The sequence below is a fragment of the Pseudomonas sp. P108 genome, assembly GCF_032613195.1.
GTDB lineage: Bacteria > Pseudomonadota > Gammaproteobacteria > Pseudomonadales > Pseudomonadaceae > Aquipseudomonas.
In genome coordinates, this window is the sequence record NZ_CP126691.1 from 3,599,063 (window position 1) to 3,620,958 (window position 21,896).

Annotated in this window: 18 protein-coding genes; 12 read left to right on the plus strand and 6 right to left on the minus strand. The window is 58.6% G+C overall.

What is annotated here, in order from left to right:
• Window positions 1-89: 89 nt before the first annotated feature.
• The 4 genes from QOM10_RS15805 to QOM10_RS15820 all read left to right on the plus strand — a co-directional run bounded on the left by QOM10_RS15805 (window position 90) and on the right by QOM10_RS15820 (window position 3,798).
• Complete coding sequence (locus QOM10_RS15805; RefSeq protein WP_316916460.1) at window positions 90-989, plus strand: LysR family transcriptional regulator; 900 nt, start codon at window positions 90-92, stop codon at window positions 987-989.
• Window positions 990-1,191: 202 nt separating this feature from the next.
• Window positions 1,192-2,658 carry a nucleobase:cation symporter-2 family protein gene (locus QOM10_RS15810; RefSeq protein ID WP_316916461.1) on the plus strand — a complete coding sequence of 489 codons (1,467 nt, stop codon included), beginning with the start codon at window positions 1,192-1,194 and terminating at the stop codon, window positions 2,656-2,658.
• Window positions 2,659-2,725: 67 nt separating this feature from the next.
• Window positions 2,726-3,199 carry an LEA type 2 family protein gene (locus tag QOM10_RS15815; RefSeq protein ID WP_316916462.1) on the plus strand — a complete coding sequence of 158 codons (474 nt, stop codon included), beginning with the start codon at window positions 2,726-2,728 and terminating at the stop codon, window positions 3,197-3,199.
• A 53-nt stretch (window positions 3,200-3,252) separates the two neighbouring features.
• Window positions 3,253-3,798: a GNAT family N-acetyltransferase gene (locus QOM10_RS15820; RefSeq protein ID WP_150775634.1), complete on the plus strand. Its 546-nt coding sequence runs from the start codon at window positions 3,253-3,255 to the stop codon at window positions 3,796-3,798.
• A gap of 134 nt (window positions 3,799-3,932) precedes the next feature.
• On the opposite strand, the gene QOM10_RS15825 is transcribed toward QOM10_RS15820, so the two are convergent.
• Window positions 3,933-4,856: a carbon-nitrogen hydrolase family protein gene (locus tag QOM10_RS15825; RefSeq protein WP_316916463.1), complete on the minus strand. Its 924-nt coding sequence runs from the start codon at window positions 4,854-4,856 to the stop codon at window positions 3,933-3,935.
• Window positions 4,857-4,940: 84 nt separating this feature from the next.
• On the opposite strand from QOM10_RS15825, the gene QOM10_RS15830 reads away from it, so the two are divergent.
• The gene (locus QOM10_RS15830) at window positions 4,941-5,849 is read left to right on the plus strand and encodes a LysR family transcriptional regulator (RefSeq protein ID WP_316916464.1); all 909 of its coding nucleotides are present in this window, start codon (window positions 4,941-4,943) and stop codon (window positions 5,847-5,849) included.
• A 4-nt stretch (window positions 5,850-5,853) separates the two neighbouring features.
• Here the strand turns inward: QOM10_RS15830 and QOM10_RS15835 are convergent, their stop codons facing one another.
• Window positions 5,854-6,108, minus strand: coding sequence for a hypothetical protein (locus QOM10_RS15835; protein ID WP_007917411.1), 255 nt, complete (start codon window positions 6,106-6,108; stop codon window positions 5,854-5,856).
• A 154-nt stretch (window positions 6,109-6,262) separates the two neighbouring features.
• Between QOM10_RS15835 and QOM10_RS15840 the strand changes: the two genes are divergently transcribed.
• On the plus strand, window positions 6,263-6,580 hold the full coding sequence (locus QOM10_RS15840) for a YqjD family protein (protein WP_016982860.1): 318 nt from the start codon (window positions 6,263-6,265) through the stop codon (window positions 6,578-6,580).
• A gap of 199 nt (window positions 6,581-6,779) precedes the next feature.
• On the opposite strand, the gene QOM10_RS15845 is transcribed toward QOM10_RS15840, so the two are convergent.
• Complete coding sequence (locus QOM10_RS15845; RefSeq protein WP_316916465.1) at window positions 6,780-7,820, minus strand: Ldh family oxidoreductase; 1,041 nt, start codon at window positions 7,818-7,820, stop codon at window positions 6,780-6,782.
• A gap of 234 nt (window positions 7,821-8,054) precedes the next feature.
• Between QOM10_RS15845 and QOM10_RS15850 the strand changes: the two genes are divergently transcribed.
• Window positions 8,055-12,905 carry a dermonecrotic toxin domain-containing protein gene (locus tag QOM10_RS15850; RefSeq protein WP_316916466.1) on the plus strand — a complete coding sequence of 1,617 codons (4,851 nt, stop codon included), beginning with the start codon at window positions 8,055-8,057 and terminating at the stop codon, window positions 12,903-12,905.
• 64 nt (window positions 12,906-12,969) lie between these two features.
• Here QOM10_RS15850 and QOM10_RS15855 read toward each other — a convergent pair whose 3' ends face one another.
• Complete coding sequence (locus tag QOM10_RS15855) at window positions 12,970-13,239, minus strand: PepSY domain-containing protein (protein WP_127927934.1); 270 nt, start codon at window positions 13,237-13,239, stop codon at window positions 12,970-12,972.
• Between the two features lie 153 nt (window positions 13,240-13,392).
• Here QOM10_RS15855 and QOM10_RS15860 point away from each other — a divergent pair, with 153 nt between their 5' ends.
• On the plus strand, window positions 13,393-14,406 hold the full coding sequence (locus QOM10_RS15860; protein WP_127927936.1) for a FecR family protein: 1,014 nt from the start codon (window positions 13,393-13,395) through the stop codon (window positions 14,404-14,406).
• A 56-nt stretch (window positions 14,407-14,462) separates the two neighbouring features.
• On the opposite strand, the gene QOM10_RS15865 is transcribed toward QOM10_RS15860, so the two are convergent.
• Window positions 14,463-16,808 carry an acylase gene (locus tag QOM10_RS15865; protein WP_316916467.1) on the minus strand — a complete coding sequence of 782 codons (2,346 nt, stop codon included), beginning with the start codon at window positions 16,806-16,808 and terminating at the stop codon, window positions 14,463-14,465.
• Window positions 16,809-18,344: 1,536 nt separating this feature from the next.
• Between QOM10_RS15865 and QOM10_RS15870 the strand changes: the two genes are divergently transcribed.
• Window positions 18,345-18,722, plus strand: coding sequence for a fe2+ zn2+ uptake regulation protein (locus QOM10_RS15870; RefSeq protein WP_127927942.1), 378 nt, complete (start codon window positions 18,345-18,347; stop codon window positions 18,720-18,722).
• Window positions 18,723-18,740: 18 nt separating this feature from the next.
• Here the strand turns inward: QOM10_RS15870 and QOM10_RS15875 are convergent, their stop codons facing one another.
• The gene (locus QOM10_RS15875) at window positions 18,741-18,929 is read right to left on the minus strand and encodes a hypothetical protein (RefSeq protein WP_038363103.1); all 189 of its coding nucleotides are present in this window, start codon (window positions 18,927-18,929) and stop codon (window positions 18,741-18,743) included.
• 158 nt (window positions 18,930-19,087) lie between these two features.
• On the opposite strand from QOM10_RS15875, the gene QOM10_RS15880 reads away from it, so the two are divergent.
• The 3 genes from QOM10_RS15880 to QOM10_RS15890 all read left to right on the plus strand — a co-directional run bounded on the left by QOM10_RS15880 (window position 19,088) and on the right by QOM10_RS15890 (window position 21,896).
• The gene (locus QOM10_RS15880; RefSeq protein ID WP_007918111.1) at window positions 19,088-19,228 is read left to right on the plus strand and encodes a hypothetical protein; all 141 of its coding nucleotides are present in this window, start codon (window positions 19,088-19,090) and stop codon (window positions 19,226-19,228) included.
• Window positions 19,229-19,505: 277 nt separating this feature from the next.
• Window positions 19,506-20,753, plus strand: a complete 1,248-nt coding sequence (locus tag QOM10_RS15885; protein ID WP_127927944.1) for an MFS transporter — start codon at window positions 19,506-19,508, stop codon at window positions 20,751-20,753.
• Between the two features lie 12 nt (window positions 20,754-20,765).
• Window positions 20,766-21,896: an acyl-protein synthase gene (locus QOM10_RS15890; RefSeq protein WP_316916468.1), complete on the plus strand. Its 1,131-nt coding sequence runs from the start codon at window positions 20,766-20,768 to the stop codon at window positions 21,894-21,896.

Here is a 21,896-nt window from a genome sequence, read left to right on the forward strand (position 1 = left end):
TGACCGGAGGAAGTGGTTGCAGGATGCGCCGTCGGATACATTAGAAAAATAGCCGAATAATCATCCTGACTTTACGCCGGAGTAATGTGATGTTGGGTCAACTGCACGACGTCGATTTGCAACTGTTGCGCCTGTTTGTGCGAGTGGTGGAGTGTGGCGGCTTCAGCGCTGCCCAGGGTGATCTGGGCCTGAGCCAGTCGAGCATCAGCCAGCAAATGGCCAAACTGGAAACCCGCCTCGGCTACCGTTTGTGCAGCCGTGGCAAGGCTGGCTTCAGCGTTACGCCCAAGGGCGAGCAGTTGCTGATCGCGGTGCGCACGTTGTTTGAATCGATCGAAACCTTCCGCCATCAATCCAACGGCGTCGCCGGACGCTTGATCGGCGAAGTGCGCCTGGGGATTTCCGAGTCGGTCGATCAATCGGTGCTGCAAAGGGTAGCTGCGGCGATCCGACGTTTTCGCGAGCGCGATGAGTCGGTGCGTATCGAGCTGATCAGTGCCATGCCCGGCGAAATGGAACGGCTGCTGCTGCAACAGCGGCTGGATCTGGCCATCGGTTATTTCTCGCAAGTGCAAAGTGCCTTCGACTATCAGCAGTTGTTCAGCGAAACCCAGCATTTGTACTGCGCCGCCGGCCATCCATTGTTTAACGACGAGACGCCCAGCGACGCCGCGTTGCAGGCCTGCGACCGGGTCGATCACCCCTATCGTTTTTTCCGCAGTGACGAGCCGTTTCAGGGCAAGCTCTGCTCGGCGCGATCGGAGCAGGTCGAAGGCACGCTGACGTTTATCCTGTCCGGCAAACACGTCGGCTATCTGCCCGATCACTATGCGCGGAGCTGGCAGGAAAAGGGGTTGCTGCGGCCCGTGCGTGAAGGCGAATTGAGTTTTGATGTGGCGTTTCATCTGGCCCGGCATCGGGCGCAGGTGCCGGGGGATGCGCAAAAGGCTTTTGAAGAGGATTTACTGGCCGCATTCAATCTCGCGTAGGAGCTGCCACAGGCCGCGATCTTTTGATCTTCAAAGATCGCAGCCTCGTTTCACTCGACAGCTCCTACACGGGCGTTTGCCGATAGCGACCAATAAAACCTGACCTTTCAGGCAGTTATTGCTCGTTGCCCTCGCCGCCCTCTTCCGGCATCCTGCGCCTCCATTTTCTGACCCGGCCCCGCCTTGCGGCGCGCAAAACACCATGACCGCCTCTGAAAAAGCCCCGCGCAACAACGACCTGATCTACGGCCTCAACGACCGCCCGCACCTGACTGCCACCGTGTTTGCCGCACTGCAACACGTGCTGGCCAGCTTCGTCGGTATCATCACCCCGACCCTGATCATGGGCGGCGCCCTCGGTCTGCAAAGTGAAATTCCTTACCTGATCAGCATGGCGCTGTTCGTCTCCGGCCTCGGTACTTTCGCCCAGGCCAAGCGCTTCGGCCCGGTCGGTTCGGGATTGTTGTGCCTGCAAGGCACCAGTTTTTCCTTTATCAGCGTGATTCTCAGCGCCGGTTTCATGGTCAAGGCGCGCGGTGGCGGCACCGATGAAATCCTCTCGACGATCTTCGGCGTGTGCTTTTTCGCCGCCTTCATCGAAGTGGTGCTGAGCCAGTTCATCGGCAAACTGCGCATGCTGATCACCCCGGTGGTCACCGGCACCATCATCACGTTGATGGGCCTGTCGCTGATCAAAGTGGCGATGACCGACATTGCCGGTGGTTTCGGCGCGCCGGACTTGGGCGCTGCCAGCCACATCTTCCTGGCAGCGCTGGTGATCGGCACCATTGTCGTGCTCAACCGCGTCGACGTGCCGTTTCTGCGCCTGGGCGCAATCGTTATCGGCCTGACTTTGGGCTATGTGGTCGCGTGGCTGATGGGCACCGTGGATTTCGCCTCGATGCCCGAAGTGCCACTGGTCAGCGTGCCGGTGCCGTTCAAGTACGGTTTCAACTTCGACTGGGTGGCGTTCGTGCCGGTGGCGGTGATTTTCCTCGTGTCGCCGCTGGAGGCTGCGGGTGACTTGACGGCCAACTCGATGATCTCCCGGCAACCGGTCAAAGGCCCGCTGTACATCCGCCGAATCAAGTCCGGCCTGCTCGCCGACGGCCTCAACTCGGCGATGGCGGCGGTGTTCAACAGCATGCCGATGGTGACCTTCGCGCAGAACAACGGCGTGATTCAGCTGACCGGCGTGGCCAGCCGTTACGTGGCCTTCTTCATTGCCGGTTTGCTGGTGCTGCTGGGGCTGTTCCCGATGATCGGCGCGGTGCTGCAGTTGATGCCGAAACCGGTACTCGGCGGCGCTGAACTGGTGATGTTCGGCACCGTCGCGGTGGCCGGGATCAAGATCCTCGCCGAGGCCGGCCTGCATCGGCGCAACATGCTGATCGTGGCGATTTCGCTGGGCATGGGCCTGGGCATCGCCGCTGTGCCGGAAGTATTGCGCGAGTTGCCGCAAGCGCTGCGCAACATCTTCGAATCGCCAATCACCGTCGGTGCGTTGTGCGCTATCGTGCTGAACATCTTCCTGCCGGAAGAATTCATCGAACTGGAAGAAGACGATTTCGACCCGGAAGCTTCTATTCTTCAGGTCATGGAAAACCCGGACATGCCGGCCAAAGGTGAACCTGCCCCGGCGGCGACTGTCGCACAGTTGAACCGCTAACGTCTGGCCTTTGCTAGAAAGGGCTGAGGCGGTGACGGTTCAGCCCTTTTTTGTTGAGAGACCGTTTATGCGCCGTTTCCAAGCCGTCATTCTGTCACTGCTTCTGCTGTCCCTCAGCGCCTGTGCGCTGTTCCCCAACCGAGACCCGGTGAACATCAACGTGGTCGGCCTGGAGCCGTTGCCAAGTCAGGATCTGGAAGTGCGTTTCGCCATCAAGATTCGCGTGCAAAACCCTAATGAAACGGCCATCGACTACAACGGCATCGCTTTGGATCTTGAGGTCAACGGCCATTCACTGGCCTCGGGTGTCAGCGATCAGAGCGGTTCAATCCCACGCTTTTCCGAAACTATCGTCAGCGTGCCGGTCAGCATCTCGGCATTCTCGGTGCTGCGCCAGACGCTGGGCCTGAGTCAGACGCAAACCCTCGATAACCTGCCCTATGTGCTGCGCGGCAAGCTTGCCGGCGGTCTGTTTGGCACCATGCGTTTTGTCGACAGCGGCAAGCTCAGCCTGCCCAAGGCCAGTGCCACAACCTGGTAAAAATGCGCTAGCCTGCCTCGTTCCTTAAAGACACTTATGGAGGCTGCAGGTTTATGGAAGACATACCGACGCTGTACACCGAACGACTGATCCTGCGCCCATTGCAACTGGCCGATGCCGAAGCCGTGCAGCGCGAATTTCCGCATTGGGACGTGGTGCGTTATCTGAACGCAGCCGTGCCATGGCCGTATCCGGAGGACGGTGCCCTCGCCTATCTGCGCGACGTTGCCTTGCCGGCGGTTGCGGCGGGCAAGGAATGGCCGTGGACGATTCGCCTGAAATCGGCACCGGAATTGTTGATCGGCAAAATCAGCCTGATGGATCAAGCGGACAACCACCGCGGCTTCTGGCTGGCACCGGCGTGGCAAGGTCAGGGTTTGATGACGGAAGCCTGCGCGGTGGTGACCGATTACTGGTTCAACGTTCTGCAACGCCCAGTGATGCGCGTGCCGAAAGCGGCGCCGAACATTGGCTCGCGCAAGCTCTCGGAGCGCGCGGGGATGCGCTTGATCCGAACCGATGAAGGCGATTTCGTCGGTGGGCGTTTTCCTAGGGAGCTGTGGGAAATCACCCGGGAAGAATGGCAGCAGCGCCACTGACTTCCAGACACCTACCGATCCATTGTAGGAGTGAGCCTGCTCGCGATAGCGGTCTGCCAGACACCATAATCGTTAACTGACAGATTGCTATCGCGAGCAGGCTCACTCCTACAGGTTTTGTGTCAGCCCGTGGGTTATGTGTTGAATCGCACCCCGGGCTTGGCCCGTTCATCCACAGACAGCTCAAACACATCCGGCCGCGCATAGTGGCCGACCACATCGTAGTCATACCGCGCGCGCACCAGTTCATCGGTGTCGATTTCAGCGGTCAGCAACCCCGCCTCGCCGCGCAACGGCCCCGCCAGCACATCGCCCATCGGCCCGACAATCACGCTGCCGCCAGCAATCAGCGGACGTTCCGCCGGCCAATTGGCAATTTCAACGCCCAACGCCTGAGGCGAAGCTTGCACCTGACACGCACTGACCACAAAGCAGCGGCCTTCATGGGCGATGTGGCGCATGCTGACTTGCCACATCTCGCGCTCATCGACGGTTGGTGCGCACCAGACTTCGATGCCTTTGGCGTACATCGCGGTGCGCAGCAGCGGCATCATGTTTTCCCAGCACACCACCGCGCCAAGCTTGCCGACCTGCGTGTCGAACACCGGCAACGTCGAGCCATCACCCTTGCCCCAAATCAGCCGCTCGGTGCCGGTGGGCATCAGCTTGCGGTGTTTGCCGACGAGCCCTGCCTGCGGATCGAAATACAGCGCCGTGCAATACAACGTGCTGCCAGCACGTTCAATCACACCGATTACCAGGTTCGCCCCGGTTCGTGCCGACAGTGCCGCCAGCGCTTCCGTTTCGGCGCCCGGCACATCGATCGCGTTGGCGAAGTATCGGGCATAGGCTTCGCGCCCTTCTGGCAGGCGATAACCCAGTTGCGTGCCGAACCCTTCACCTTTCGGATAGCCGCCCAGCAGCGCTTCCGGCATCACCACCAGCCCCGCGCCGGATTCGATGATCGCGCCTTCCCAACTCAGAATCTGTTCCAGGGTGGCGTTTTTGCCCTCGGGCAAGGCGCCGATTTGCAGCGCAGCAACAATTGATTTGGCCATCGCGATAACTCCGTCAGGTTCAGTGGTTGCCGATTCTGCGGCGCCACGCGATCATGAATAAAGCCCCGTTCACTGCTGAATGATATGAGCCAAATGAATATCGCCACGATCGACCTCAATCTGCTGAAAGTCTTTGAAGCCCTGCATGAAGAATCCAGCGCCAGCCGGGCAGCGCTGCGTCTGGGCGTCACACAATCGGCGGTCAGTGCGGCGCTGCGCCGGTTGCGCGAGGTCTACGGCGATCAATTGTTCGTGCGCACCGGGCGCGGACTGGCACCGACGCTCAAAGCCAATCAACTGAAACCGGTGGTCAGCGAAGCGCTGAACAAGTGCCGGCAAAGTCTGGCGATGGTCGACCCGGCGACCAATCAATACGACGGCCGCTCGGTCACCGTAGGGCTGTCCGATGACTTCGAGATTGCCTACGGTCGGCGCCTGATCGAGGAGATTGCTCGCAGCGCACCAAAACTTCGACTGATCTTTCGTCAGACCCACAGCCAGATTGTCGCCAGCGCCCTGATGGAGCGCAGCATCGACCTGGCGATCACCGCCGGTGGTTTTGCCGAACGTTTGCTCAGTCGTCAGGTGTTGGGCGAAGGTGGCTATGCGTGCCTGGTCGATCCGGCGAGCCTGGCGCCCGGCCAGCAGCAGATCGATCTTGAGGAGTTCGTCACCCGCGAGCACATTCTGGTGTCGTCCGGCGGTTTTATCGGGATTACCGATGAAGGTCTGGCGGCGCTGGGCCTGAGCCGACGGGTGTGCGCCTCGACCACGCATTTCGCCGCGCTGCCGTATCTGCTCAAGGGCAGTCGGGCGGTGGCGACGATTCCGGCGCATGCCGCCGAGAGCATCGCAGCACTCAGCGGCCTGGCGCTGCTGCCCTGCCCGCTGAAATTGCCGCGTTATCCGATCGAACTGGGCTGGCGCACCAGCGCGCAGATCGATCCGGTGGTGGTCAAGGTTCGCGAGGTGATTGCCGCGACCTTCACCTGAGGCATTACTTGTTGGCGGCCATCAGTCGATTGACTTCACTGCGCACCATGTTGGCGAACTCCGGCGGCGACATGCCGTCCAGTTCGGCGCGGACCCACTCGGCCCACTTGCCCTTGCGCTTGCCACGCTCGCCGAACAAACGCGCGGCTTCGCCTTTGGCCTTGCCGAGGTTGTTTTGCCAGAGTTCGAACAGACGGGACTTCTCGTCCTCCAGCGCGGCGCGCTCTGCGAGTGATTTGTCGGCCAGATTGAAACTCATCGGGAATTATCCTGCTGCATAAAATGGCGACATCTTACACGCTCGACGGAAATCTCCCGCGCAGGTTTTTCTTTCTGGCCTAAATTCAGTGCAACTTTTTGCTCAGCGCCACACTCCATTGATCACTGTCCATTCAACTGCAAGGAGTCACCCAATGGCCCGCAAATCCGCCGTGCAAGCCGCCGAAGATCAAATCAAGGATCAGGCCTTCAGCGAACTTCAGGCTCTGATCGAAGAGTCGGACAAACTGCTCAAGAGCAGCGCCTCACTGGTCGGCGAAGAAGCGGAAACGCTGCGCGGACAAATCGCCTTGAAACTGCAGCAGGCACTGGACTCGGTATCGAGCGTACGTGACCGCACCAAACCGGCAGTCGATGCCACCGAAAGCTACATCGGCGGTCATCCATGGCAGACCGTGGCGATCTCCGCCGGTTTCGGTCTGGTGGTCGGCTTGTTGCTCGGCCGTCGCTGAGTCAAACGCATACTAAAAAGGCGAACCCACTGGGTTCGCCTTTTTATGCCTGCATGTTTTTGCCGGTTTTGAACCAGATCTGGGCATTCAAAACCCGAGTTCAGCTCGATCTCTCACGTCGGCGCACATCTCCCATTCACCCCGGTCAGTCCCCTCTCCCTCCGGGAGAGGGCTAGGGTGAGGGGCCTTTGCTCTTTGCTCACACCCCCGCCAACTCGCGCAACTGCGCCAATGTCTGCGCCTCCAGCACAATGCCCTCAGCCAACGATTTACTGCGTTGCCAATGCCGACGATCCCCCGGCAAACGCTTGAGCCCGACGCTGTGCATCTGCCGCACCAGTTCACCACTGCGTTCGGCAAAACCCTGCCCGGCGGCCTTGCTCGGGTCGATGACGATCAACAACTGTCCGGTCCACGGCGTTTTCGCCCCGGGATGATTGGACCAATCGAACTCGAAGGAAAAATTGCCTCCCGTCAATGCTGCAGCCAGCAGCTCGACCATCATCGACAGCGCCGAACCTTTATGGCCACCGAACGGCAACAGCGCCCCGCCCTCAAGAATCGCTTTGGGATCCTGAGTCGGCTGACCGAGGCTGTCCACGCCCATCCCGGCCGGCAGCCGTTCGCCTTTGCGCGCAGCAATCTGCACGTCGCCATGGGCAATCGCGCTGGTGGCCAGATCGAAGACGATCGGTGCGGCGCCGGCCCGTGGCGCGGCGAAGGCAATCGGGTTGGTGCCGAACAGCGGCCGGTCGGCGCCGTGGGGCACCACGCAGGTCATGCTGTTGACCACGCTGAGCGCCACCAGACCTTCGTCAGCGAAAGGCTCGACATCCGGCCACAGTGCGGCGAAGTGATGAGAGTTGCGAATCGCCAGCACGGCGATCCCGGCGTGCCGCGCCTTTTCCACCAGCAGCGGCCGAGCGGCGGCCAATGCCGGCTGAGCGAAACCGTTACCGGCATCGACACGGACAAATCCCGAGGCAACATCTTCGACTTGCGGCACGGCGTGCCCGTTGACCCAGCCGCTGGCCAGGGTCGAGACATAACCGGGAATGCGGAAAACCCCGTGGCTGTGGGCACCATCGCGCTCGGCGCCGGCGCAATTGGCGGCCAGCACTTGCGCGACTTCAGCGGAGGTGCCGTGGCGCAGAAAAATCGTTTCAAGCAGTTGCGTCAGCGCTTCGAGAGACAACGAGGACGAGACAGCAGAGGACACATGATCGTGTGGCGCAGACATCTGAAGCTCCAGAATGATTATTGGAGGGAACAACAGCGTATGGACGACTAGCTCACCGATTAACCATGGCTCAGCTGCCGGCTGTCAACCTTTCGATTGCTCAGCCATGACTGGCATCGCTGTCCTGGCACATTTCGACTCGGTGCGTGCGGTAACTATTTACCGCCAGTGCGCCCAGTCACGTCTCTATTCTTGCGCTCCCCGGCCCCAACGCCTCCGCTCCGAGTCTCGATGATGTCTACGCCCCTTGCTCCACTCCTGTTTCCGGATGTTCTCAAAGCTCCCGGCCAGCACGCTGACCTGGCTACCGCGCAGGGTCTCAACAGCAAAGATTTCAGCTGGCTTGCGCATGTGGAACTCGCGACTCACACGTTGCGCAGTGAACAAACCCCGCCGATGTTGGCCGAGCGCATTCTGCTTAACGCCGACACGCAATTGGCGGTGCCGCTGGCCGGGAGTTTTACTCTCGGCACCGGGCCGGATGATGGCGGTGTGTTCCTCTACACCCCCTATGACGGCCTGAAGAAATACAGCGATCAGCAAGCGCTGCTCGAAGCGTTGCAGACGCGCCTCGACAACGCTGACGAACAGGATGATCTATTGGCGTTCCTCAGCGTCTCGCAGCGCAAGGAACTGGTGGAAAAACGCGGAATCAGTCTGACCCTTGAAACGATCGAAGGAGACGTGTTCGAGGATCAAAAAGCGGCGATCAACACGTCACAGGATTTGTCCACGCGCGACCTGCTGGATGAGCTCAAACGTCTGCCTTCGCTCACCACCCTGCTGGAAAAGATTCTCGACGAACTGCTCGAACCTCACTTCGCGGGTCTGCAACAGTCACGCACCCGCGTCAGTTTTTTCGCCGACACCGCGCCCCTCTCCGGGGATGTACGGCAGTGGGTCGATTCGCTGTCGCTGAGTGAGGCACTGCTGCTGCACTTCCGCCGCCAGGGCTGGCCGCATGGTCAGACAGCCGAATTTTCCAATCCGGCTCGCTCCGGCACAGATGCTGACCAGGCAATATGGGCGGATGCAATCAAGTCCGCCTCGGGAAAGCTGACCATGCTGTTGTTTCGACAGCTCGAGGTTTACTGGAATGCCGCCGCTTTTGAAGGTTCCCCCAGACGCACATTCTTCAGCCGGACGTTGCTCGATCAAGCACGTGCAGACTTACTGCTCAAGCGCGAAACCGACATCCTCGAGGCGAAGGAATTCGAAGCCCTTCACAGCTTGATACGTGAGCCGGACAGCGCCGTGCGGCGTCCGACCTTCGAAACGGTATGCCTGGGCGAAGAAACCACCTATGTCGAGTTGGCTGGATCGCTGATGATCAACCATGACAAGGCTTATCTCTACACCCCCACCCAAGGCGTGCAAGTACTCACCGACTACGCCGACCTGCGCCAAACGCTGATCGCCAAACTCAATGCCGCCGGACATGAAGACGAGCTGTACGGGCTCATGAACCTGGAGGAGCGCAATCGCTACCTGGGCTTCGCCAATGCTCAGGTGTCCGGCGAAAACATAGCCGGCGATATCATGGCAACACTGATGGAGGCGATTATCACCAAGCAACGCCAGAGCGTTGAATTCGCCTTGCAGCTGTTTCGCCAAAGCGAACGCCGTACTGACATTCATGCATTTTTCGATAAGGCGCTGGATATCCGTTCGATGATTCACGAGCGCCTGGTCAGGCTAGACGTCAATGAGCGCTGGAGCACCCGCCCGCTGTTCTCCAGCGCACCGCCCTCGTCATTGGTCCAGGCCGACAAAGCTGCGCAACTGGCGACAACGTTAGAACGAACACTGGAAAATCTCACCGACAACTTCAAGGGCCAGCCGACCGCGAGCAGCGCTGAACAACGGGTCTTTCTCGAAGGCATTCGATGGAAACTGGCGCAGGCTTTTGAGGATGGAGTGCGCGGTGAAGCGCACATGAGAAATCTCGGCGACTCCTGGCCTGCAGCGGAACGAAAAATCGTCGATACCGTATTCGACGCAAAACACGCAACACGCATGGACCGCCAGTCACTCAACGGTTTCCGGCCGGATGCGTGGGCGCTCAACCTCACTTGCGAGGGCCGAAGTGGCGTGCTGTCACTCGCTCACTGTGTGTTGCTGACCGAGCGCGGAGGCATGGACGTAGCGCACTCCGGGCGCGCCATCTTGTGGACGCCCGCCATCGGCCTGGAATCGTTCGACAACATAGCGATTGCGCAAAAACAATTGCAACAGCGCCTGAACGACAACAACCAGAGCCAGACGCTGCTGGAAAACCTGCCGAAGACGCAACATCGGCTGGATCAGCAATACACGCTTGGCACCTTTCAATTGATTGAGGGCAACGTGTTGAACGACCGTATGCAATCGGCCATTGACCACTATCTGGACCATTGCGAGGCGTTACGCGTTTGCATAAAGGATGAGGACTCACTCGCCGGTTTTCTCGACAAACTGAAAAACAAGGTCATCGAGACCAATCTGCGCCGGGCCGTTGAGCTTGCCAGGACTGTTGCCCGTCATCTGGATTTCCCCGATTGGCTGCGCATGGCCCCGGTCGCGGAACAGCGTACCCAGCTCGCACTGCTGGATGAGTTGCGCCGCTGCTTTATCGATGGCAAGGATTTTCTCGAGGGTGTGCCCGCGTTGGACAGCCACGTCGAGCAGACTTTGAAAACGCTGCTCGACAGCAGATTTCCGAACAACGGCCTCAAGCCACAAGACATCCGCATCACGCCGAATCTGACGCTGGCCGGTCCTGCCTGCAACCTGCTCGAATTTGCTCTGCACCACTACAACATTGTGCAGGGCACCGGGTTCAAGGTTGCCTCGAATACCACCGCAGGGTTGCCGGCAAAACTCAATCAGTCCGCCGTCCGCCAACTGCTGCAATCCCTCGATATCAGCACCACCTACACGCAGGAAGTGAGCGAGGCGCTGTCAGCTGACAGTGAGTCTGCGCGCACCAGCAAAGAGCGGTTTTTACGTCAGTTGCCCTGGCAGTTGATGCAGCATGCGCACGCGATGAAGTTGCAGCAACAGTTGTCAGAAACCGGCTACGACTTCATTTGTCAGGTCCTGGACATGCCGGACGGAGTGGCGCGTGCAACGGTAGAGGGCGCTCACGCCATTGCCAGTCCACTGTCATTGATCAAGACCACGGGGGCTGACCTGGTCGATACCCTCGGGCTTTATCTCATCGGGCCCGGCGCGGGGCAGACAGGGCCACAGGTGCTGTATGCCCCCTACTCCAAATACGTTTTTCGTGAGTTCGAGAATGAAGCGCAGTTGATCGATGCATTGAATACACCGGGACATTTCCAGGACCTGATCATCCGGCGCCTGCCCGCCGGCGAGCAGTCCGCGTTCAAAAACCTGCTGAAAACGACGATTGGCAAAACCAGTGAAATCAAACTGCAAAGTACGCCCATCTCCGGCAATGTGCTGGAGCGGCTGCACAAGGATACGCTCAGCCTTTTGCCGCAATTACTCGGTTGCCAATCGCAGATCAATGCGCAAGCGGACTGGGAAGCGGCAAAGTTTCTATTCAGTCACGGTGTCCGTCTGGTTCCGCACGTTTTGCCGGGGAAACTCGCTTCCCTGTTTTTTCTTTGGAAAAGCTACGAGGATTTCAAAGAGTCTGCCGAGGAGCTTCAGCAACATCATTGGGCAAATGCCTTGAAAAGCTTTATCTCGGGGGCGATTTCCCTGTTCAGTCTGGGTCGTTTTTCCTGGGAAACAGCGGCGGAAAGTGAAACGGCCGAATTTGCTGTCCGGGCGCAGGCTAGCGACGCAAACGCGGCAGCCACGGCCCCGCCGCTCTGGTCGAAAGTCCCACCAGCTACGCCCTCCCGCGTTAATCTGCAGCCCTTTGAAACCACCACAGCGCTGGAAAACTTCAAGCTTGAAACCAATAAACTTGTCTATGGCAGTTCGTCGAGCACGCAAAAGTTTGCGGCGATCGCTGGCAAGGTCTACCCGGTGGTCAAGGATGAAAAGGTCTGGTATTTGAGCAAGAAAGACGGCGGACAAGGACCAACCCTTGAACAGAAAAACTCAAGGCTGGTACTGGCACCCGCGGGTCAGCCGGTTCATCGCTGTCGATCCAAACGCAACCGTGTGCAAGCTGACGTTGAACGCAGCCGTTCGATACTCATGTATATCCAGGCTCAAGGGATGGCACAAATCAATCGGCGCTATCCGGCCAGAGCCTTCGTGATCCAGCAAGCTGTCGCTCGGGCAAGAGAATACGCGCTGAATTGTCTGCATAACTTCGTCATACATCGCGACAATCTGGGCGGCACTCGCGTTGAAGCCGTACTCAGAAATTTTTTCGACGTGTTACAAGTCACGCCCACGCTGCTCAGAAAAGTAGAACAGGTGATAATCCCCATCTGCCGCGAGCTGACGGACCCAGCAGATGATCTGCTCTATACGGAGCGCTTTTTCGCTGGTTTGAATGCGCGTTATGGCGACGATACGGTTGCATTTGTCTTCAAACAAGACCGGCGAAAGATAGTCCACCTGACCGAGCTTTTCTTTAATCCGCGCCTGGATCCCTACACCGCTTTCCTGCCTCCCAGATTCAATGTTGACTCCCATGCTCGCGCGGTCACGCTGATCCACGAGCTTTCTCATTTGGTTTGCGATGCCGAAGACTTCGACTTCGTGGAGGCGATGAGTCCATACCCTGACCTTATAAACACGACAACCGCTGAAGGAGCGGCTCTCCAAGCGGGTCTGGAGCGTGAGCGCAAATCCTTGTCCCGCTCTGCTGCGCCTACGCGCTTGTTTGCGGAGAAGAGCAAGAATGGGGTGTGGGTAGACATGGACCAGGTACCAGCACGGGCCGAAGATTACAAAAAAATTCTCAAACTGACCAAAACCAGAAACCTTGCAGATGCACGTAAAGCCTTCCGCGATCCAGTCTCTGCCGACGCACGCATCGAGGTGAAAATGGCCAACGCTGACTCGATCGCACTGTTCATCAGCGAACTGGGCAGGGTGCTGGACCCTCCTCCGGCCCCGATACCTTTACCGGCGCCAGGCTCAAGCCAGACAGGATCCTCGCCAGCATTGCCGTAACAACCGCAACAGACATACGCCGGCTTGCAGCCGGCGTATGTTTTACAACGCGTAACCAGGGTGGTTAATCCTTCTGATCCCGCAATACATTGCCTGAAGCGCCGTCGATGCGGAACTCGTAGACAACACCGTCAGCCTTGCGCCCTTCGCCTTTCCAATAGCCATTGTTGTCGGCTTCGATCTCATAGACCTCGACATAACCGGCCTTGGTCTTGACGATCTCGATGGCTTTTTCGATGGTGATCCAGCCTGCGCCCGGCCGATCGGCCAGCGCTGCGCCTGCGCTCAGCAAGCCGGCAGTGGCAATTAGCGCTGCTATTGTCTTTTTGATCATTTTTTCACTCCATTTATGGATAGTAGTCGTTTGCATCCTGTTTTTTTGGGTGCCGGAGCGAAAAATAAGTTCCACTTTGATGGGCAATTGCCATGACGAATGTTCTCGGTAACTTCCCGACAAGGTTAGAATGTGCGAAATCAGGACGAGTCAATGACCCAAGACACTCTCTCGGAAGCCGAATACGATGCGATCACCGATGCCGCCGCGCATTGGTGCATGCGTGTGCACGCCGCCGACTGCACCGATGAAGATCGTCGCGCATTCAAGCAATGGCACGACGCCCATCCGCTGCACGCGTTCGAATATGAAGCCATGCTGGAAATCTGGGACGTGGCCGAACATTTGCCACGCCCCGCATCGGCCACCGCCCTCCCGGCGCACGGGCCAGTGCAGCAGCCTTCGCGCTCGTGGCGCCAGTTTGCTGTAGCAGCAGGCGTGTGTGCGCTTGCTCTGCCATTGGCAGCCTACACCGGCTGGAACCTGGGCTGGCTGCCCGACAGTTATGAGCATTTTACCGCCACCGATAATGTCCGGCAGGTGACGTTGGGCGATGGCAGCCAACTCGAACTGAACCTCAACACCGATCTGACCTTCAGCAACTACAAGGACGAACGCCGCGTTACCCTGAAAAAAGGCGAGGCGTTCTTTACGGTCAGCCACGACATGTCCCACCCGTTTGTCGTCCGTGCAGGCGAAGGCAAAATTCGCGTCACGGGCACGCGTTTCAATGTCTGGATGTATCAGGATCAAGTGCGCGTGAACCTGATCGAAGGCTCCGTGCTGGTCACCAGCGATCGCTCATTGCCGGGCGATGGCCTGCGCCTCGGCCCATCGATGCAGGCGCGCTACAAAAACGGCGACTACATACCGCAGATCAGCCAGACCTACTCCGGTGACACGTCACTGGCCTGGCGCAACGGCAAACTGGTGCTGGACAACCTGGCGCTGAGCGAGGCCCTGCCACTGATCAATCGCTATCTGAACAATCCTTTGGAACTGGCTGACAACAGTACCGGTTCGATTCGTGTCGGTGGCATCTACAACATCAAAGAGCTGAACAACCTGGCCAACAGCCTGCCCAAGGTACTGCCGGTCTACCTGAGCCGTAACAAGGAAGGTAACCCGGTGATCAACTCGATACCGCAACAACCGCCAAAAAGCTGAAGGCCGCACCCTTTGCAGGATGCGGCCTTCAGGCTTGATGCCATTAATGCTCGGGCTTACTGAGCGGCGACTTTCCCCGCCTTGTCCAACGCCTCGCGAACAGTCTGCACCTGGTATTGCGGGTCAGCCTGAATCTGCTGCTCGGTAAACGGCAGCACACTCCACTGTTTCTTCGAGAACGCCTCGGTCTGATCCCGCGAATACTTCGACGCCGGATCGCTCGACAGCGAGAACGCCAGCAGCCCTTGGGCGTGCGGGCCCTTCTCATCGAAGGTCACGACTTGCAGGTAGCTGGTACCGCTGACCACTTCAAGTTTGCCGTCTTCACGCGGCACGCTCTGAATGGCGTTGTAAATTCCCAGCGTACCCGGGCCGCCGTGAATCGGCGTCTGTTTCCCGCCACTGCTGACCACCTGGATGTCACCCCAGCGGGTTTGCGGCTTCAAACCCATTTTCTGGCTCAACTCGACCGACGCCAACATGGCTTCACGCAGCGCCTTGGCCACCGCCGGCTGCTCGACCGCCAGTCCACGTGGCGTGTGTTGCGCATCTTCAGGATCGAACGCCACGCGCCAGACGTCCGGAGAAGCCTGCAGCGCCTGCATGATGGTCTGGAAATGCACCAGGCCCAGGCCTGAATCGAGATTGGCGCGGCCATCCCATGCCTTGAGGCTGACGCAAACCGGCTTAAGCGCCAGCGCGTCGGTGCCAAGGTCTGAGGCACAGAACTTCAGCAGATCCGGGATCACCTGAGTCGCCAGGTACACCTGATCGTCCATCACCATTTGTTGCAGATCCTTCACCGCCAGCGGACCTTTCTTGCTCAGCGTGCCCAAACGATCCAGCGCAAACCGCGAGCGCAAGCCCAGCGGCTGGCCGTCCTGACTGATCAGTGGCGAGAAACCGGTGAGCGGTTGCGCCGGGTTGGCCAGCCACGCCGAATCGTTGGAGTGCTGGACGAAGTCCTTGCGCAGCAGTTGCGGTAATTGGCTGGAGGCATAAATGCCCTTCTGCGCAGCTTGTGGGTCAATGTCCCACGCGCAGGCACTGTTGGAGCCGTCCAGCACGATCATTTTTGTGCCGATACGCGGATCACTGCACTTGGCCAGTTTCTCGGCGTTGACGTTCGGCACTACTGACAAGTTCATATACAGCGTCTGGCCTTTGTCATCGACGGCCAGGGTGTTGACCCACGGAATACCCTGAATCTTGTGCACCGAATCCTGCAGCTCCTGAAGCGTGGACGCCTGATTCATCGCGTACCACTGATTCAGCACCCGATCATTGTCGAGGTTGGCATCGCGCAGGCTGTAGGCGAACTGATTGTCCCAGTCGAGCTTGCCCGGCCATTGCACAATCGGCCCGAACTGCGAGCTGTAGATATCCCGCGAAACCGGCACCACTTGCCCGTCAGCCTGTTTCACCTGCACGGTGACGGTCTGTTTGTTCAACGGCAGAGATTTGCCATCGAGCAGATAGCGTGTGGAATCCTTCGGATCGAGTTGCAGCCGATACAACGTGAAGTGTTTCGACGAATCGACCGTGTGCGTCCAGGCCAGATGCTGATTGAAGCCGATATTGATCATCGGCAAGCCTGGCAACGCTGCCCCCATGACATCGAGTTTGCCCGGAATGGTCAGGTGCATCTGATAGAAGCGCATACCGCCAACCCAAGGAAAATGCGGGTTGGCCAGCAACATCCCGCGCCCGTTGAACGAGCGCTCACTGCCCACCGCGACAGCGTTACTGCCTCGATCAAGTGCAAAGCGCTGCTGACGCGCATCGGCCAACTGATAAGCCTGCACGTCGTGTTCGATCCCGGCTGTCGCTTGCGGCGGCGTGGCGCCGGCCAAAGCCTCGGCAAACTGCCCAACGCCGCCCTCGACCAACAGACGGCGGGTCAGCTTCACCAGATCTTCCGGTGCGATCTCACGCACCCACTCACCCTGACACTGTTGCGGCAAACCTTGCTGGCGACGCTCGGCCAGATAACGGTTGTAACCGGCGGTATAGCCTTCGACCAGATCACGCACCTGCGCAGGTTGCGCCTGCCAGAATGCCTTGACCGCTTCAGGCGTATTGAGCCAGGTAAAGAACACATCGCTGACCCGGTTTTCGCGCTGCTCGACGGTGAACTGATCCGGGCCGAAGTAACGGGAACGCTGGCCATTGACCGTCACAATCTCGTTGGCCAACAGGCACAGATTGTCCTGCGCATAGGCATAACCGATACCGAACCCAAGCCCACGCTCGTCCTGCGCACGAATATGCGGCACGCCAAAAGCAGTACGGCGAATATCGGCGCTGATATCCGTGGCCGGGCTGAACGCATGAGCCGAACAACTCAGCCCAAAAACCACGCCGGCCAAGGTCAGTCCGGTTAACTGTCTGGAAATAATCACGCTCGCTCCTGATCGACATGCCAAAGAGCGCATCCGGCGCTAACACGGACCCGCCCTGGAAACACCCACGCGTCCACGCGCAATGAGCCTGTCGAAGAAACGAAGTCAAAGAAAAAAATTTAGACCCTCCAAACGATCCCCCAAACGCAAAATCAAAAGCCCCTCACCCTAGCCCTCTCCCAAAGGGAGAGGGAACTGATCGAGGTGATTGCCAGAGCTACGCCGACCTGAAATACCGAGTTGAACTCAATGAACCAGATCAAAAGCCCCTCACCCTAGCCCTCTCCCGGAGGGAGAGGGCACTGATCGAGGTGACTGCCAGAGCTACGCCGACCTGAAATACCCAGTTGAACTCAATGAACCAGATCAAAAGCCCCTCACCCTAGCCCTCTCCCAGAGGGAGAGGGCACTGATCGAGGTGACTGCCAGAGCTACGCCGACCTGAAATACCAAGTTGAACTCAATGAACCAGATCAAAAGCCCCTCACCCTAGCCCTCTCCCGGAGGGAGAGGGAACTGATCGAGGTGATTGCCAGAGCTACGCCGACCTGAAATACCGAGTTGAACTCAATGAACCAGATCAAAAGCCCCTCACCCTAGCCCTCTCCCGGAGGGAGAGGGCACTGATCGAGGTGACTGCCAGAGCTACGCCGACCTGAAATACCCAGTTGAACTCAATGAACCAGATCAAAAGCCCCTCACCCTAGCCCTCTCCCGGAGGGAGAGGGAACTGATCGAGGTGATTGCCAGAACTACGCCGACCTGAAATACCGAGTTGAACTCAATGAACCAGATCAAAAGCCCCTCACCCTAGCCCTCTCCCGGAGGGAGAGGGAACTGATCGAGGTGACTGCCAGAGCTACGCCGACCTGAAATACCAAGTTGAACTCAATGAACCAGATCAAAAGCCCCTCACCCTAGCCCTCTCCCGGAGGGAGAGAGAACTGATCGAGGTGATTGCCAGAGCTACGCCGACCTGAAATACCAAGTTGAACTCAATGAACCAGATCAAAAGCCCCTCACCCGCTCCTAACCACTCAACAGGATGAGCGTTAGCTCGGCTGCAGCTTTTGATCTGCCGGCCCCTTCGGCAGGCTGAGTGGAGGGATTTATCCGGGGGTGGGAGCACAGCGACCGTTCGACGAAGTCGAACACATCGAGAGGAGGTGCAGCGAAGCAAACCGTAGGCGATGCCCCCGGATAGATCCCGGAATGAAGGAACCCGAGCCACGGCGAGGGCCGAACGCCGGGGCCCAGCCTTTTGGTTACTTTTTGGCGTCTGAAAAAGTGACCCGCTGTAAGAGCGGAACCGCCAGCCGCAACCCCCGAAGCAACGGATATACACCCAACCCCCCAGAGCATGGTCGGCCCAAAGGCCGCCAAGCCCAACGCAACTTCAAGCCACAATCACAAGAAAAAGACAAACCCCCGACAAATTTTCTACATCTTTTCTTTCATGATTTGTCGTGCTGATACGTCTTGTCTTAGAGAGCGCAAAAAAACCATCCCGATCAGGCTCTGAAAAGGAGTAATCGCATGTACAACTCGCAACTACCAACGGACGGTAGCCAGGCACCCAAAGGAGTTTCCATGAGCCCCCACGCGAGCGATTTCGGGCAACGCGTCGAGCGTCACGGCAACGAACGCATCCGGCTGCTGCTGAAAAGTTTCGGCCTGCGCACCAGCCTGATTCGTCTGAAAGTCATCGACGCCCTGCTGGTTGCCGCACAAAGCGAGCGACGTCTGGGCGTGCGCGGTGTCCACAGCCAATTGCTGGATCTGGATATTCCGCTGTCCTTTCTCAGTGTGCGCGAAGTGCTCAAACGGCTGTGCGCCGAAGGTGTGATCACCTTCAATGATGACAAGAGCTACAGCCTGCATCCACAGGCTGCGGCCGTCCTCAACAACGATTGAAGCGTGCGGCAAACGCCGTCAAGGCTTGACCTTGCGGCGCATCACGCCGTTGATCACCACCACGATCACCGCTACACCGATGGCGACGAACTGGAATGTCTTCTCCGAAATCATTCCGGCGTTTTGCAGCCAGGACAGGCCAAGCATGATCGCCAGCACCGAAACGGCAATCAGAATCGAATAAATCAAGCGTTGCTTGTGGGTCATTGCGGCTTCCTGAAACGTTGAAATGTATCTGCTTTGTATCCGCTTGCATGCCATGCACTTACCGTTCTACGGGGATGCATCGTGGCAATCGGGGTCTCATGTTACAGCCGATGAAGAGTTTTGGCTTCATGACGGCGTAACCATGAGGAACTTTCAAAATGCTGCGTCGAATCACCTGGCTGATTCCCGTTCTTGCCCTGCTGACCCTGAGTGGCTGCATCATCTTCCCCCACGGTGGCTGGCATGACGATCACCACCGTTACTACCAGGGTGGCCCCGGCTACTACCAACATCGATAGAACAGGATTGTTCGCCCTGCCCGCTTGCCGATAAGCAGATGGCGGCAGGAAATCAACAAGTCCGATCAACTTCAAACAAAGCCCGCCCCGTTGCGGGCTTTTCTGTTTTTGCCGCCGGGTCTGCCACGCTGTCGTAACTAGCGCTTAGCGGCAACTCGGAACCCACAAAACAAGTTGCAAGCATTTGAAATCTAATGTCGCAGCAAAAAAATAGGTCATGCAAGCCCCTGCAACTAGTCTCTGGCAACTTTCCTTTCACTCACTAACAGGGACGTTTATGCAGAGAACACTGATACAAATCGGGCCGCGACAAGTGCTCGGATTTTGTTTTGCGCTAAGCGCTTTTGAACTTCTGACGTATATGGCCAGCGACTTGATCATGCCGGCCATGCTGAGCGTGACAACTGATCTTCAGGCCGATGTGCGGCATGTTCCCAACGCCTTCAACCTTTATCTGATTGGCGGTATCTGCCTGCAATGGCTGATCGGGCCATTGTCCGATCAATGGGGGCGACGGCGGGTATTGCTGAGCGGTTGCGCATTGTTCGCAATGGCCTGCGCCGCTGCGTTTTTCACGAAGAGTATTGAAGCCTTCAATCTACTGAGACTGCTGCAAGGCATGGGCTTGGGTTTTGTGGTCGCGGTCAGTTACCCGGCCCTTCAAGAGGTCTTCTGCGAGGCCGATGCGGTGCGCTTGATGGCGCTGCTCGGCAACATCGCCCTGCTGTCACCGTTGGTGGGGCCGCTGCTGGGCATTCTGTTGTTGCAATGGTTGTCCTGGCGCGAACTGTTCCTGGGCCTGGGCCTTGTAGCGTCGCTGGTCTGGCTGGGACTGTTCGTCTACATGCCGGAAACGGTCGGGGTTACGCGCCGCGATGGACAGCTGCAACCCGCGGTGCGTTTTTCCTGGCGCCAGACCTGCCAGCGCTACCGCGTCTTGTTCGGCAATGGCCGATTCCTCGCTGCCAGCCTCGCGCTCGGGCTGATGAGCTTGCCATTGATTGCCTGGATCGGCCTGTCACCGTTGCTGCTGATGCAGTTGCTCGGGCTGTCGCCGGTTGAATATGGCTTGTGGCAGATTCCGGTTTTTTCTGCAGTGATCGCCGGCAACCTGATCCTCGACCGCTTGCTCGCGACTCACTCTTTGCCCCAGCTGATCCGCTTGGCGCTCTGGCCTTTTTGTCTGGGGCTGCTGGCGCTGATCGGCAGCGCGCTGTCTGGCGCTGGCCTGGGCCCGGTGGTCGCCAGCCTGGCGCTGTACGCCGTCGGCCTGGGCATGAGCAATGCCGCACTCTATCGGCTGGCGTTATTTACCAGCGATGACAGCAAAGGCCTGGTCTCGGCGCTGGTCGGCATGATTTCGATTGCCGTGATGGGTGTCGGCGGTTTGCTGATTGCTGCCCTCGGCGGTGGCGCACGCCTCGAACTCTTCGCGCTCTTCGCCGCGTTCAGCGGCCTGTTGAGCCTGCCGTTGGTGCAGGGATTATTAAAAGGCTTACACGCCGATTCCACCGCCGCTCAATAAAGGAATATTGAAATGAATCAGTTTCCCGCCAGCGATGCGCTCTGCGCGTTGCCAAACCCCTATTGCCCGGACTCGGTGCCTGCGGGCCTGTTCGATCGGGCCATGACCGAGATCAGTCAATACCATTGCCAGCACACTCCCGGTTACGCCCATTGGCTGAATGCCAACGGTCTCGGCGTGGAAGAGCTCGACGCCCTGCAAGACTGGTCAAAACTGCCACCGATTCTGGCCAATTTTTTCAAACAGCAACTGTTGCTCAGCCCGACCGGGGAGAACGCCCTGGAACTGACATCGTCCGGCACCAGTGGGCAGAAAAGTCGCATGCGTTATGACCCGCGCAGTCTGTCCGGCGCGCAATTCATGGTCGAACGAATCTTTAGCCATTACGGCTGGAACTCCGCCGATACGCCGTGCAACTACCTGCTGCTGAGCTATGAGCCGCAGGGCGCCATCACGCTGGGGACGTCATACACCGACCAGTTCCTCTGCCGGTTTGCCCCGGTCAATCGCGTCGCCTACGCCTTGCGCTGCACCGGTGACAGCCACCAGTTCGATCTGTTCGGGGTCATCGCGGCCCTGCAATCGTTCGCCGAAGAAGGCTTGCCGGTGCGCATTTTCGGCTTCCCGGCATTCCTTTGGCAGACCTTGCAGCATATGCAGGCTAACGGCGTGCCTGAGTTGAAACTGCCGGACGATTCGCTGGTGTTTTTTGGCGGCGGCTGGAAAACCCGCACCAGCGAGGAAATCCCCAAACTTCAACTGTACGGGCGCATCTCCCGGCAACTCGGCATCCCGACAGCGCGCTGTCGAGACGGTTACGGTGCGGTCGAGCACGCGGTGCCTTACATCGAATGTGCCCACCATCATTTTCACGTTCCGGTTTACGCCAAAGCGTACGTGCGCAATCCGCTGGATTTCTCCGTGCAGCCCTACGGCCAGCAAGGCTTGCTGGGATTCGTCTCACCCTACATTTCATCCAGCCCGGCGCACGCGGTAGTGATGAGCGATCTGGCAACGCTGCACCCCGGCGCAAGTTGTGGCTGTGGCCTTGCCTGTGACTGGTTCGAACTGCATGGCCGCGCGGGCACCACTGCCGGCAGAAGCTGCGCGATGGCCGCAGCGCAATTACTGGGGAGTCACTGA

Coding starts and splice junctions, on each gene's coding strand:
- QOM10_RS15830 (WP_316916464.1), top strand. CDS start 4,941: ATGAGCCAAATGAATATCGCCACGATCGACCTCAATCTGCTGAAAGTC.
- QOM10_RS15885 (WP_127927944.1), top strand. CDS start 19,506: ATGCAGAGAACACTGATACAAATCGGGCCGCGACAAGTGCTCGGATTT.
- QOM10_RS15810 (WP_316916461.1), top strand. CDS start 1,192: ATGACCGCCTCTGAAAAAGCCCCGCGCAACAACGACCTGATCTACGGC.
- QOM10_RS15890 (WP_316916468.1), top strand. CDS start 20,766: ATGAATCAGTTTCCCGCCAGCGATGCGCTCTGCGCGTTGCCAAACCCC.
- QOM10_RS15870 (WP_127927942.1), top strand. CDS start 18,345: ATGTACAACTCGCAACTACCAACGGACGGTAGCCAGGCACCCAAAGGA.
- QOM10_RS15855 (WP_127927934.1), bottom strand. CDS start 13,239: ATGATCAAAAAGACAATAGCAGCGCTAATTGCCACTGCCGGCTTGCTG.
- QOM10_RS15850 (WP_316916466.1), top strand. CDS start 8,055: ATGTCTACGCCCCTTGCTCCACTCCTGTTTCCGGATGTTCTCAAAGCT.
- QOM10_RS15805 (WP_316916460.1), top strand. CDS start 90: ATGTTGGGTCAACTGCACGACGTCGATTTGCAACTGTTGCGCCTGTTT.
- QOM10_RS15845 (WP_316916465.1), bottom strand. CDS start 7,820: ATGTCTGCGCCACACGATCATGTGTCCTCTGCTGTCTCGTCCTCGTTG.
- QOM10_RS15820 (WP_150775634.1), top strand. CDS start 3,253: ATGGAAGACATACCGACGCTGTACACCGAACGACTGATCCTGCGCCCA.
- QOM10_RS15835 (WP_007917411.1), bottom strand. CDS start 6,108: ATGAGTTTCAATCTGGCCGACAAATCACTCGCAGAGCGCGCCGCGCTG.
- QOM10_RS15815 (WP_316916462.1), top strand. CDS start 2,726: ATGCGCCGTTTCCAAGCCGTCATTCTGTCACTGCTTCTGCTGTCCCTC.
- QOM10_RS15860 (WP_127927936.1), top strand. CDS start 13,393: ATGACCCAAGACACTCTCTCGGAAGCCGAATACGATGCGATCACCGAT.
- QOM10_RS15825 (WP_316916463.1), bottom strand. CDS start 4,856: ATGGCCAAATCAATTGTTGCTGCGCTGCAAATCGGCGCCTTGCCCGAG.
- QOM10_RS15875 (WP_038363103.1), bottom strand. CDS start 18,929: ATGACCCACAAGCAACGCTTGATTTATTCGATTCTGATTGCCGTTTCG.
- QOM10_RS15880 (WP_007918111.1), top strand. CDS start 19,088: ATGCTGCGTCGAATCACCTGGCTGATTCCCGTTCTTGCCCTGCTGACC.
- QOM10_RS15840 (WP_016982860.1), top strand. CDS start 6,263: ATGGCCCGCAAATCCGCCGTGCAAGCCGCCGAAGATCAAATCAAGGAT.